We start from the raw sequence: 12929 nt of genomic DNA, 5'->3' as shown, positions 1-12929 counted from the left end.
GGGGCGGCGGCGACTGGCCGCCCCCTGTACCCCCGGCGCCATGAGTGACATAACGCAGACGATTAACCGGGAGCGCAAACTACGCTGAAGCCACAGATAACATAAACAACCACACTGCAGTGCTTCCCCTCACCCTGGCCCTCTCCCGGAGGGAGAGGGAACCGTCCGGCTGGCCGCGCAAGCGCAGCGCCGCCGGGCGATGGCAGCAGGCTCGGAGCCGCATCTATGCCGGGTGGCGGCTTGCGCCTGACCCGGCCTACAACCCCTACCATTCGAATCAATCGCGGTTTTTGTAGCCCGGACAAGGCGCGCCAGGCGCCGCATCCGGGAGTTCGACGGCGATGACGTTACTTCTGCGTTTTGGCGAATTCGTCTTTGGCTTTCTGCAACTGCTGCTGGAAGGCCGGGTTGGTGTGCAGCGTAGCGACCACCGCGGAGCCGACGATGCGCGCCGCATCGACATCGCTCTGCCAGTGATAGCCGCAGATCACCCGGCTCTCGCCGAGCTCATAGCCGCGCTTCAAAATTTCATTTTGCCGCTGCGGGTTGATCTCCGCCAGCACCAGGGCGGTGGCCCAGCCGATAGAGGTATGCCCGGACGGGTAAGAGCCGTTTTTCGACAGCTTGTCCTGCTCGGTGGTGTTGCAGGTGGAGACGCCATAGAACGCAAACGGGCGAATGCGCATGTATTTCTCTTTCGCGCCGCGGGTCGCCAGATCGCCGGCGTCTTCAATCATATTGGTCAGCAGTTTGTGGAGCTGAGGCGCGTCTTTCTCGGTGATTGGGGAACCAAAGGCGCTGGAGAAGGCATTGGCCACGCCGCCCGCGCTGAGGTTGGCATCCTCTGCCGCCAGCTTCCCGCGCTCGGTATTGCGCAGCAGACGCCCCTGCTCATACATCGCCTGATCGTTTAAGAACGCGATACTGCCCACCGCCGGCGGCGGCGGCAACAGCGCCAGGCTGTCGATGGCCTGGGCATTGGTCAGATAGTAGAGATCGGGCTTGGTGGTGACATCGTTCCCGGGGGGAACCAGAGCAAAGGCGTTAACGGAGAAGAAACTGGCCAGGCAAAGAGCAAGAACACGCTTTTTCATTAGAATTTCCTTACGTCATAATCATTCCAGAGAAGACAGTTCTGTGTTGTCACATTTCTGTCATCTTTAAGTAAAAGTGAAAATGGTCGGGAAAAAATTGCCGTGTCTCGCAAAAACGGCTTTTTGTCTGCTTAATGAGCAACCATACGCGATTTCAGACTGTCGTACTTACCACCCTGGCGTTTGGGCGCTAACATAGCGGGATTGCAATGACAGGAGATGTCCATGAGCGAGCAAGCCATTCGTTTAACGCAATACAGCCACGGAGCCGGTTGTGGTTGTAAAATTTCCCCGAAGGTGCTGGAAACCATCCTGCATAGCGAGCAGGCGAAGTTTGTCGATCCGAACCTGCTTGTCGGCAACGAAACCAGCGACGATGCCGCCGTCTACGATCTTGGTAACGGCACGTCAATCGTTAGCACCACCGATTTCTTTATGCCGATCGTCGATAATCCGTTCGACTTTGGCCGCATCGCCGCCACCAACGCCATCAGCGATATTTTCGCCATGGGCGGGAAACCGATTATGGCGATTGCCATCCTTGGCTGGCCGATCAACACCCTGGCGCCGGAAATTGCCCGTGAAGTGGTCGAGGGCGGGCGCTTTGCCTGCCAGCAGGCCGGGATCGCGCTGGCAGGCGGCCATTCCATTGACGCTCCGGAGCCGATCTTCGGTCTGGCGGTCACCGGCGTGGTGCCCACCGAGCGCATCAAGAAAAACAGCACTGCGCAGGCGGGCTGCAAACTGTATCTCACCAAACCGCTGGGGATCGGTGTGCTGACCACCGCGGAGAAAAAATCGCTGCTCAAGCCAGAGCATCAGGGACTGGCGACGGAAACCATGTGCCAGATGAACCTCGCCGGCGCCGCGTTTGCCGCCATCGACGGAGTGAAGGCGATGACCGACGTCACCGGCTTTGGCCTGCTCGGCCATCTCAGCGAGGTGTGCCGCGGGGCCGGCGTGCAGGCGCAGCTGCGCTATGCCGATATCCCAAAACTGCCGGGGGTGGAAGGCTATATTGCCGCCGGCGCGGTGCCGGGCGGCACCGGGCGCAACTTTGCCAGCTACGGCCATCTGATGGGTGAGATGCCGGCGGAGTGGCGGGACCTGCTGTGCGATCCGCAGACCTCCGGCGGCCTGCTGCTGGCGGTGACTCCGGAAGCGGAAGCCGAAGTCCAGGCCGCTGCGGCGGAGTTCGGCATTAAGCTGGCCGCCATCGGCGAGCTGGTCACCGCCCGCGGCGGACGACCCATGATCGAGATCCGTTGATTCGATGCGGTTGTTTATTGCGGAAAAACCGAGTCTCGGTCGGGCTATCGCCGATGTGTTGCCTAAACCGCACCGCAAAGGCGATGGCTATATTGAGTGCGGCAACGGGCAGGTGGTCACCTGGTGTATCGGCCATCTGCTGGAGCAGGCGCAGCCGGACGTCTATGACAGCCGCTATGCCCGCTGGAATCTCACCGACCTGCCGATTGTGCCGGAGAAATGGCAGCTACAACCCAAACCCTCGGTCACCAAACAGCTCAATGTGATCAAGCGTCTGCTTGGCGAGGCGCAGGAAGTGATCCATGCCGGCGACCCCGACCGTGAGGGGCAGCTGCTGGTGGACGAAGTACTCGATTACCTGCAGCTGGCGCCGGAGAAGCGTCAGCAGGTGCAGCGCTGTCTGATTAACGATCTCAACCCGCAGGCGGTGGAGCGGGCGATCAATCGCCTGCGCGCCAACAGCGAGTTCGTGCCGCTCTGCGTGTCGGCGCTGGCGCGGGCGCGTGCCGACTGGCTGTACGGCATCAATATGACCCGCGCCTATACTCTGCTGGGGCGTAACGCCGGCTATCAGGGGGTACTGTCCGTGGGGCGGGTGCAGACCCCGGTACTTGGCCTGGTGGTTCGCCGTGATGAAGAGATTGAAAACTTCGTCGCCAAAGACTTCTTCGACGTGAAGGCGCATATCGTCACGCCGCAGGAGGAACGTTTTGTCGCCACCTGGGTGCCAAGCGAAGCCTGCGAACCTTATCAGGATGAAGAAGGGCGTCTGCTGCATCGTCCACTGGCTGAGCACGTGGTTAAGCGCATCGAAGGCCAGCCGGCGCTGGTGACCGGCTATAACGATAAGCGCGATTCCGAACCCGCGCCGCTGCCGTTCTCGCTGTCGGCGCTACAGATTGAGGCGGCCAAACGTTTCGGCTTCAGCGCGCAAAACGTGCTGGATATCTGCCAGAAGCTGTACGAAACCCACAAGCTCATTACCTACCCGCGTTCGGATAGCCGCTACCTGCCGGAAGAGCACTTCGCCGGCCGTCATGCGGTGCTGAATGCGATTGCCGTCCATGCGGCGGACCTGCTGCCGCAGCCGGTAATGGATCCGGAGATCCGCAACCGCTGCTGGGATGATAAAAAGGTCGATGCGCACCATGCGATTATCCCGACCGCCCGCAGCAGCCAGGTCAAGCTCACCGATAACGAAGCGAAGGTCTACCACCTGATCGCCCGGCAGTATCTGATGCAGTTCTGCCCGGACGCGGTGTTCCGCAAATGCCAGATTGACCTCGAGATCGCCAACGGCAAGTTTGTCGCCAAGGCGCGTTTTCTGGCAGAGGCTGGCTGGCGGACGCTGCTGGGCAGCAAAGAGCGCGATGAAGAGAACGACGGCACGCCGCTGCCGGTGGTGGCCAAAGACGATGAACTGCTGTGCGAGAAGGGCGAAGTGGTGGAGCGTCAGACGCAGCCGCCGCGCCACTTTACCGACGCCACGCTGCTGTCGGCGATGACCGGGATTGCCCGTTTCGTGCAGGATAAAGATCTGAAGAAGATCCTCCGCGCCACCGACGGTCTCGGCACAGAAGCGACCCGCGCCGGGATTATCGAGCTGCTGTTCAAGCGCGGTTTCCTGACCAAAAAGGGGCGTTATATCCACTCCTCGGACGCTGGCCGGGCGCTGATTCACTCCCTGCCGGAGATGGCCGCGCGTCCGGATATGACCGCCCACTGGGAATCGGTCCTGACGCAGATCAGCGAAAAGCAGTGCCGCTATCAGGACTTTATGCAGCCGCTGGTGGGGACGCTGTTCCAGCTGATCGATCAGGCGCGGAGCACGCCGGTGCGTCAGTTCCGCGGCCTGGCCGCGCCAGCCGGGGCGAAAAAACCGTTCACTAAAGGTAAAGGCAAGCCGAAAGGGAAAAAAGCGGCAGACGATGCTGCGCCGCCGCCGCAGTAACCCGCCGGTGGTCGCGAGGATGCGAATCCCCGCGGCCACCGCTTCTCCGCCAGCCAGGTCAATGGTCTACACTAAACAGCCGGGCAGGGCTTGACGACTTTCCCCCCTGAATGCGTCTTCGCGCTTGCCGATAATGTTGCTCATTTCTCTCACCGGCGATAAGGAGGACCCGTGAAATATATCGCTATTAGCCAACCGGGCGGCCCGGAGGTATTGCAGATCCGCGAAGGAGAAATCCCTGCTATTGGGGAGAATGAGGTGCTCATTGAGGTGAAGGCCGCCGGCGTCAACCGGCCGGATATCCTGCAGCGCCAGGGGCTGTACCCTATGCCCAAGGGCGTCACCCCCGTACCTGGCCTGGAGGTGGCGGGCGTTGTGGTTGAGGTCGGCGCGCAGGTCACAGCGTTTGCGCCCGGCGATCGCGTTTGTGCGCTCACCAACGGCGGCGGCTATGCCGAATACTGCGCCGTGCCGGCAGGCCAGACGCTGCCGATCCCGGCGGGCCTCAGCTTTAGCGAAGCGGCCGCCATTCCGGAAACGTTCTTCACCGTCTGGGCGAATGTCTTCCAGCTGGGTAAGCTGCAGCCTGGCGAAAGCATCCTGATCCACGGCGGCGCCAGCGGGATTGGCACCACCGCGGTCCTGCTGTGCCACGCGCTGGGGATGACCGTCTATGCCACCGTTGGCCAGGACGAAAAAATCGCTGCCCTACGTCCCTATGCTACGGCGATTAACTACAAAACCGATGATTTTGCGGAAAAAATCGGCCAGCTGACCCACGATGAAGGCGTGGATGTCGTTCTGGATATCGTTGGCGGCCCTTACTTTAACCGCAACCTTGGACTACTGAAAAAGGATGGACGGCTGGTGATCATCGGCTTTATGGGCGGACGAATCGCTCATGAGGTTGATATTCAGACCCTGATGCTCAAACGAGCCACCGTCACCGGCTCAACCATGCGCGGCCGGACGGCGGCGGAGAAACAGGAGATTACCGAGGCGCTGCGGCGCCACGTCTGGCCGCTGCTTGAGGCAGGGAAATGCAAGCCGATGATCTACGCCAGCTACCCGATGGCGGAGGTTGCCGAGGCCCATGCTTGTCTGGACAGTGGTCAGCATCTGGGGAAAGTGGTGATCACGATGACGTCGTGAGACGCATCCCGGCGGGCAGCCGCCGGGATGGAGTCAGGGGAAGTTAAATCACGCCCTGGGCCAGCATGGCATCCGCGACTTTCACGAAACCGGCGATATTCGCACCGCGCACGTAGTTTGTCTGCTTCGCTTCGCCGCCGTACTGCACGCAAGCGTGGTGGATATCCAGCATGATGTGATGCAAACGGGCATCCACTTTTTCCGCTTTCCAGCCCATGCGCGCGGCGTTCTGCGCCATCTCCAGACCGGAAGTCGCCACGCCGCCGGCGTTGGCCGCTTTGCCCGGGGCAAACAGCACGTCAGCTTCCAGGAACAGGTCGGTTGCGGCGATGGTGGTCGGCATGTTGGCGCCTTCCGCCACGGCCTTCACGCCATTGGCAATCAGCTGGCGGGCGGCATCGACGTCCAGTTCGTTCTGGGTCGCGCAAGGCAGGGCGATATCCACCGGCACTGACCACGGCTGCTGGCCTTCAAGATAGGTGAGGCCAAATTCGCGGGCGTAGTCGGCCACGCGGCCATGGGCACGCTCTTTAATGTCGATCAGACGGGCCAGTTTTTCTTTGGTGAAGCCCGCTTCGTCAACGACGGTGCCGTTGGAGTCGGAGGCGGTGACCACCCGCGCGCCAAGCTCCATCGCTTTCTCAATGGCGTATTGCGCGACGTTGCCGGAGCCGGAAACCGCCACGCGAGCGCCTTCGAAGCCGAGGCCGTGACGTTTGAGCATCGCTTCGGTGAAGTAGATCAGACCGTAACCGGTGGCTTCCGGACGGATCAGGCTGCCGCCAAAGGAGAGGCCTTTACCAGTGAAGACGCAGGCGCTGTTGTTGGAGAGCTTGCGCATCATCCCGGCCATAAAGCCGACTTCGCGGCCGCCGACGCCGATATCGCCCGCCGGTACGTCGGTATCCGGGCCAAGGTGGCGATAGAGCTCGGTCATCAGCGCCTGGCAGAAGCGCATCACTTCGCCATCGCTCTTGCCTTTAGGATCGAAATCGCTGCCGCCTTTTCCGCCGCCCATCGGCAGGGTGGTCAGGGCGTTTTTGAAGGTCTGCTCGAAGCCAAGGAATTTGAGAATCGACAGGTTAACCGACGGGTGGAAACGCATCCCGCCTTTATACGGGCCGATGGCCGAGTTGAACTGCACGCGCCACGCGCGGTTGACCTGGACCTGATTGCGGTCGTCCACCCACACCACGCGGAACTGGATCACGCGCTCCGGTTCCACCAGACGTTCCAGCAAAGCAAGCTGACGATAGCGCGGATTTTCCTCAAGGAAAGGCCACAGGGTGGTCATCACCTCCCGGACGGCTTGAGCAAATTCGGTTTGATGAGGATCGCGCTGTTGAACGCGGGTGAGAAAGCCTTCCAGAGTGCACGTCTGATCCATAGATATAAGTTCCCCTTATGGTTGTGGTTGCATGTATTTATTATGATTCGGTCCTTGAAAAAACCGATTTTCCGACTATAACACCGCTAATCCTTAGGCAAGCAAGGAAAAATTAAGCCGACAACAAAATTTATAATTGTCCGCCCGTCATAACTAAAAACGATGACGAGGCGGCGGGCGGATCAGCGGCCGGAAAGGGTCGGGCGCTGGGCGATAAAGGCATGCAGCAGAGGAATATCGGCCGGGGCGAGATCGAGGGTTAAGGCGTCAGCGGGCAGGCACCAGCGCAGCTGAGTGTGATAGTGGGCCAGCGGTATGCCCTGAAAGTGCGGCACCCACCAGGCGTGCAGATGGATCTGGCGGCCGGAGACTTCCCGCTGATGGCTGGCGATATAGCATGCCGGGTGGGCGATGATGCCCATCTCCTCCTGTAGCTCGCGGGCCAGCGCCTGCGGCTGGCTTTCACCAGGCTCCACTTTGCCGCCAGCGAACTCCCACATCCCCGGCTGGTCGGCGTGGGGCGGACGCTGCGCCAGCAGAATCTGGCCATCCTGTTCAATAATGGCTGCGACAACATCAATCATTTTTAGCATAAGCATCAAGGTGAATAAGACGAATCTGGCCTATTATCACCGCCATAGACCTTGACTGACAACCGCCAACCCTGCTGGAGACCTCCGTGCTTGATAGCCACCTGCATCCGCGCCTCAAACCCCTGCTTAATGCTGTCGCCGGCGCGCTTGACCGCCCGGGTATTTCACCGGACGGGCTGACGCTCCTCGGTTTTGCCATCGGCGTGCTGGCTCTACCCTTTCTGGCGCTGGGGTGGTATAGCGCGGCGCTGGTCGCTATTCTCCTCAACCGCCTGCTGGATGGTCTGGACGGCGCCCTGGCGCGGCGGCGCGGGCTCACGGACGCGGGGGGCTTTCTCGATATCGCACTGGATTTTCTCTTCTACGCCCTGGTGCCGTTCGGCTTTATTCTGGCGGATCCGCTGAACAATGCCCTGGCGGGGGCCTGGCTGCTGTTTGCCTTTATCGGCACCGGCAGCAGCTTTCTCGCTTTTGCCGCACTGGCGGCCAGGCATCAGATCGCCAATCCCGGCTACGCCCATAAATCGCTGTACTATCTTGGGGGCCTGACGGAGGGGACGGAGACCATCCTGTTGTTTGTCCTCGGCTGCCTGTTTCCGGCGCATTTCGCCTGGCTGGCGTGGCTGTTTGGCGCGCTGTGCTGGCTGACGACGGCGACGCGCATCTGCAGTGGCTACCAGACCTTAAAGCGGGTAACGACCACAGCGTAAACGGGGTATCGCGCGTCGCCGAAAAGGGGCGACGCGCTGAGGCGGGGCGAGTTACTGACTGCTTTCCGGGCCGCGCGCTCCGCGGGCGACCGGATTGTGCGGGTTGCTGCTCCATTCGTACCAGCCGCCGTCGTACACCGCGACGTGCGGCCAGCCCATGGCGCGGGCATACATAAAGGTTTCCGAGGCCCGCCAGCCGGTCCCGCAATAGAACGCCACCTGCTGGCTCGGCAGAATGTTCCACTGGCGCCACAGGGTAGCGATATCGTCAGCGCTGCGCATGGTGCCGTCCGGGTTATGGAAGTCTTCCATGTGCGTGGAGTCGCTCCCGGCGTGGCCCCAGCGGGCGCCGGCGATGTCACCCTTCGGCTTGATATAGCTGTAGCCGCTGGTGGTGCCGATAAACTCCGGCCACGAGCGGACGCTGACCAGCGAGGCGTCCTGACGATGCAGCAGCCCGCGGGCTTGTTCGGTATCCAGCATCAGCTGCGGCTGGCCGGGGATCGGCGCGCCGAAGTCCTGCGCCGGCTGCTGCGCCGGCGGCATGCCGCGCTCGACCGGCAGCCCGGCGTCGGACCAGGTCTGCCAGCCGCCGTCAAGCAGGCGCACGTCTTTGACCCCGGCGTACAGCATGATCTGCGCCACCCGCGCTGCGGCGTAGACGTCGCGACCGTAGAGGATCACCGTGGTGTCATGCCGGATGCCGTGCTTCGCCAGCATCGCTTTCAGCTGTGCGTCGGACACTTTATTCCACAGCGGTTCACTTTCCACCTCATTGGTATCGATATAGCCCGCGCCAGGGATATGGCTCAGCAGATAGAGTTTCGACGCTCCCCAGGCGGCTTCGAACACTTTCCAGTCGCCGGTCGGGGCGGCGGCTACGCGTTTTCCCTGCTGCAGGTCGTGCAGCCACTGGGGGTAGACCAGCTGTTCAAAGTGCGGCAGCTTTTGCAGGCGGTCGGTCTGGCTCAGCGCATCGCTCAGGGTACTGAGCCGGGTGAAGCCCGCTTGTTTCAGCCGCGCCGCGACGCTGGCATTATCTTCCGGGTTGCCGTACAGCGCGACGGGGGTATCCGGCTGGATCTGGTGCTGCTTAGCCCAGGCGCGGAGCTGATCGTCGCTCATGGCGCCGAGCCAGCGGGCGGAAAGATTCAGGGCCTGCGGCTCATGACCTTCGGGGCCGTTGGCGCGCTGAGGCCAGCCGTTGTAATAAGCGCTCAGGCGGGTGTCAATGGCCACGCCGTGCTGCTGTTGCAGGTGGGAGAGTGTGAGCGCTGGCATGGTTTCAGCGGCGCAGGTGGTGGAAGCAGCAAGCCCCATAAGCAGGGCGAGTGCGGTCAATTGAGAAACACGTTTCATCGAAATGCCCGACGGTAAAAAGTGGAGGGCGTATTCTCCGCTCGCCAGGCGCCGATTTCTTTGCGGTAACGCAGGTTTGCACGCTATTGCTCTTCATTGCCAGGTCTCCATCGCCAGGCAGCGTCCCGCCGGCGGACCGTCCTCGCGATCGTGGGTCACCAGGATCGCCGGAATGGCCTGGCGGGCCAGTTCCTCAAAAACCCAGCGGCGGAACGCGGCGCGCAGGGTGGCATCCAGACGGCTGAAGGGTTCATCGAGCAGCAGCGCCTCGGGGCGCGCCAGCAGGGCGCGCAGCAGGCTCACCCGCGCCCGCTGCCCGCCGGAGAGCGTGGCCGGGTCGCGTGGGGCGAAGCCATGCAGCCCGGCGCGGCTGAGCGCTTGCTCCACTGCGGCTTTTCGCGCCTCGCCGCGCACACTCTCCGGCAGCGCCAGCTGTAAATTTTGCCCGACGCTGAAATGGTCGAACAGTAACGGGTCCTGAAACAGGATGCCGATGCGTCGATGCTCCGTCGGCAGCGTATCGCAGCGACGTCCATTGAGCCACAGCTCGCCCTCGGCGCGGAAGTCGCCGGCCAGGGCGCCAATCATCCAGGCAAACAGCGTCGATTTTCCGCTACCGGAGGGGCCCATCAGCGTCAGCACTTCTCCAGGCGCCACCGAAAAGGCCACCTCCCGCAGCAGCGGCTGACGTTTCACGCTCAGGGTCAGATGGTTTACGGTTAGCACTAGCGAAGTCCTCGTCGATAGCGGCCCGCCAGCCAGGCGAGAAGGGCCGTCAGGGTAAAGCATACCGCCGGCAGCAGTAATTGCCACAGCGCCTGGGCGGCGAGCGTCTGCACCTCGCCGCCGCTGCTGAGCGCCACCGCCTGACTGGTGAGCGTCGGGATACGGCCTGCCCCCAGCCATAGCGTCGGCAGATACTGCGCGATGCTCACGGAAAAGCCCACCGCCAGCGCGGTCAGCAGCGGGCGGGTCAGCGAGGGCAGGGTCAGCAGCCAGAAAATACGCGTGGGCCCCCAGCCGAGCGTGCGGGCGATTACCGCCATCCGCGGATCGCGCTGGCGCCAGGCCGGGCGCAAAATAAACAGCATCCATGGCACCACCCACAGCAGATGGCCCCACAGGACGGTCCACCATTCGCCGTCTAGCCAGGCGTACAGCGCCAGCCGGTACTGGCCAGCGGCCAGCGGCAGGGCCGGGAGGACCAGCGGCAGCCAGACCCAGCCATCTCCCCGCGTCGGGCCGCAGGCCAGCCACAGCAGGCAGACAGCCGCGCCGAGGGCGCAGGCCACCAGCGCCAGGCCAAGGCTGTTGCCGAGGGCATCCATCTGCGGTGGCGCTGAGCGCGCCAGCCCCGCCAGCAATAGCGCGCCCAGCAGACCGCTCAGCGGCAGCAGCGCCGCCAGCAGGCGGCCGGGCAGGGCATGAGGATGAGGGTGACGAATACCGCGCAGATTGGGCTGGTACTGGCGCTGTATCCGCCACCCTCCCCAGGCCACCAGCGCCAGCCCGCCGAGGATCGTCATCAGTAACAGGCTGGCCAGCGCCCCTTTGGCCTGCTGCAGGTCATCGCCCTGGCTTAACCACTGCCACGCCAGCACGGCGAGAGTGGGCGGATTGCCGGGCCCCAGCACCAGGGCGACATCGACCGCCGACAGACTCCAGGCGGTGGCGGCCAGCAGCACCATGCCGAGGGCGGGCAGCAGGGCGGGCAGCACCAGCCAGCGCAGGCACTGCCAGCGGCCGTAGCCGAGGCTCTTCAGCGCGGTCGCCTGGTCGGCGAGGCGTTTCTCCCCCAGCAGGCCATAGATCACCCACAGCACAAAGGCGCTCTCTTTCAGGGCCATCGTCAGGCCAAGCCCGATGCCATACCGGTCGACCGGCGGCGTCAGAAGCGGCAGCCACTGCCAGATCCAACCCCCTTCGGCGAACAGCAGCAGCGCCGCCGTCGCCAGGGCAAGATGGGGTACCGCCAGCAGCAGCGGCAGACGGGAAGCCAGTCGCCGCCAGCGGAGCGAGGGCCAGAGGGCAGCGACGACGGTCAGGGCGATCAGCAGCGCGCCGCCGACGGACAGCAGCGTCGAGACGAGCGTGGCGGCCAGCGCCTGGCCCAGCTGCGGGTCGGCGAACAGCGCCCGCCAGTGGGCCGGGGAGCGCGCAGCGCCCACCAGTTCCCCGGCGGCGGGGAGCAACGGCAGATAGATCGCCGCCATCGTCCCCCAGGCCAGCAGGATCAGTGGGTACCGTAGCGGCGCAGCCATTCCTGCTCCAGCGCGTCAACCCATGCCGCGTGCGGCTCGGCAAGCACCGGCGGTAGATCCTGCGGCACGGTAGCCGCCAGCGCCTGACGCTGGCCGTCAGGCAGACGCTGCGGGTCCAGTACGCTCGGATCGCCCCAGACGGCGGCATCGGCCTTGCGCAGCTGCGCTTCAGACGAGAGCAGGAAATTGGCCACCACTTTGGCTCCAGCGACGGCGCGGGCGTTAGCCGGGATGGTAACGAAATGGACGTTGCCGAGGGTCCCCGCGGTGAAGCCGAAGCTGTAGCTGTCCGTCGGTAATTCGCCGCTGGCGGCTTTCTGCCGGGCGTGCAGCGGGTTAAACGTGAGTGATAAGCGGAGGGTGCCATTGTTGAGCATGGTATCCATCCGTGCCGGCGACGCCGGGAAATCCTTGCCCGCCCGCCACAGGGCCGGGTGCAGCGCATCGAGATAGCGCCACAGCGGGGCGGTGACCGCCGCGAAGGTCGCCGTCTGCGGCGGCTGGCGCAGGGCGGCCGGCTGGTCGGTGAGGGCGATCAGCAGTTGCTCCAGCAGGGCGGTGCCGGTGAAGTCCGGCGGCCGCGGGTAGGTCACGCTGCCGGGATGGGCTCTGGCGAAGGCCAGCAGCGCCTGCGGGCTGGTGGGTGGCTGCGGCGTTTGCCCGCGGCGGGCGATAAACGTCAGCTGGGCGCTGCCCCACGGCGACTCCGTACCGTCGGTGGCGACAGAAAAGTCCTCCCGAACCGGCTTTTGCAGATCGACAAAGCGCCAGTTGGGCAGCGATTCGGCCCAGCCGGTGAGCAGCAGGTTGGCCTGCTTAAGCGTGCGAAAGTTTTCGCCGTTGATCCACAGCAGATCCACCGACCCGCCCCGGCGACGGCCGGCCTGCGCCTCTCTCTGGATGCGTTTCACTGCGTCGGCGGCGTCGGCGATGGGGACAATACGCAGGTCGATCGCGTAGTGGCGTTTGACCTCCTCGCTGACCCACGCCAGATAGCGGTTGACGGCCGGGTCCCCGCCCCAGGCGTTAAACCAGACGGTCTGCCCGCGGGCTTCCGTCTGGATCTGCCGCCAGCTGTCGTTGGCATTAACCGCCAGCGGCCAGAGCAGCAGCAGGCACAGACAGAGGCTGAAATCACGCAAACGGCGCATCG

At 63.5% G+C, this 12929-nt stretch carries 11 protein-coding genes; 4 read left to right on the top strand and 7 right to left on the bottom strand.

Going from position 1 to position 12929, the window contains the following annotated elements:
- Positions 1-347 precede the first annotated feature (347 nt).
- Positions 348-1094: an acid phosphatase PhoC gene (gene phoC / locus SP68_RS15365; RefSeq protein WP_008807621.1), complete on the bottom strand. Its 747-nt coding sequence runs from the start codon at positions 1092-1094 to the stop codon at positions 348-350.
- A gap of 225 nt (positions 1095-1319) precedes the next feature.
- On the opposite strand from phoC, the gene selD reads away from it, so the two are divergent.
- The 3 genes from selD (at position 1320) to SP68_RS15350 (ending at position 5466) form a co-directional block, all read left to right on the top strand.
- Positions 1320-2363 (top strand): selenide, water dikinase SelD, encoded by a 1044-nt coding sequence (gene selD / locus SP68_RS15360; RefSeq protein ID WP_012542093.1) that lies wholly within the window; start codon positions 1320-1322, stop codon positions 2361-2363.
- A 4-nt stretch (positions 2364-2367) separates the two neighbouring features.
- Complete coding sequence (locus tag SP68_RS15355; RefSeq protein WP_016160745.1) at positions 2368-4314, top strand: DNA topoisomerase III; 1947 nt, start codon at positions 2368-2370, stop codon at positions 4312-4314.
- A gap of 171 nt (positions 4315-4485) precedes the next feature.
- Complete coding sequence (locus tag SP68_RS15350; RefSeq protein WP_022065256.1) at positions 4486-5466, top strand: NAD(P)H-quinone oxidoreductase; 981 nt, start codon at positions 4486-4488, stop codon at positions 5464-5466.
- A gap of 43 nt (positions 5467-5509) precedes the next feature.
- On the opposite strand, the gene gdhA is transcribed toward SP68_RS15350, so the two are convergent.
- Complete coding sequence (gene gdhA, locus SP68_RS15345) at positions 5510-6853, bottom strand: NADP-specific glutamate dehydrogenase (protein WP_008807617.1); 1344 nt, start codon at positions 6851-6853, stop codon at positions 5510-5512.
- 182 nt (positions 6854-7035) lie between these two features.
- Positions 7036-7446, bottom strand: coding sequence for a pyrimidine (deoxy)nucleoside triphosphate diphosphatase (locus SP68_RS15340; RefSeq protein ID WP_016160747.1), 411 nt, complete (start codon positions 7444-7446; stop codon positions 7036-7038).
- An 86-nt stretch (positions 7447-7532) separates the two neighbouring features.
- Here SP68_RS15340 and SP68_RS15335 point away from each other — a divergent pair, with 86 nt between their 5' ends.
- A complete protein-coding gene (locus SP68_RS15335) occupies positions 7533-8156 on the top strand; it encodes a CDP-alcohol phosphatidyltransferase family protein (RefSeq protein ID WP_040975813.1) in 624 nt (207 codons plus the stop codon).
- 51 nt (positions 8157-8207) lie between these two features.
- Here SP68_RS15335 and SP68_RS15330 read toward each other — a convergent pair whose 3' ends face one another.
- From SP68_RS15330 to SP68_RS15315, 4 genes are all read right to left on the bottom strand, one after another.
- The gene (locus SP68_RS15330; RefSeq protein ID WP_040975815.1) at positions 8208-9515 is read right to left on the bottom strand and encodes a sulfurtransferase; all 1308 of its coding nucleotides are present in this window, start codon (positions 9513-9515) and stop codon (positions 8208-8210) included.
- Positions 9516-9608: 93 nt separating this feature from the next.
- Positions 9609-10241 (bottom strand): ATP-binding cassette domain-containing protein, encoded by a 633-nt coding sequence (locus SP68_RS15325; protein ID WP_023297432.1) that lies wholly within the window; start codon positions 10239-10241, stop codon positions 9609-9611.
- Positions 10241-11776 (bottom strand): ABC transporter permease subunit, encoded by a 1536-nt coding sequence (locus SP68_RS15320; RefSeq protein ID WP_040975817.1) that lies wholly within the window; start codon positions 11774-11776, stop codon positions 10241-10243. Before SP68_RS15320 ends, SP68_RS15325 begins: the two co-directional genes overlap by 1 nt.
- The gene (locus tag SP68_RS15315; RefSeq protein WP_040975819.1) at positions 11749-12927 is read right to left on the bottom strand and encodes an ABC transporter substrate-binding protein; all 1179 of its coding nucleotides are present in this window, start codon (positions 12925-12927) and stop codon (positions 11749-11751) included. Before SP68_RS15315 ends, SP68_RS15320 begins: the two co-directional genes overlap by 28 nt.
- Between the last annotated feature and the right edge of the window lie 2 nt (positions 12928-12929).

Origin of the sequence: Klebsiella variicola (assembly GCF_000828055.2) — a bacterium.
In the GTDB taxonomy this organism is placed as follows: domain Bacteria; phylum Pseudomonadota; class Gammaproteobacteria; order Enterobacterales; family Enterobacteriaceae; genus Klebsiella; species Klebsiella variicola.
This window is presented reverse-complemented; position numbering and strand designations above follow the sequence as displayed.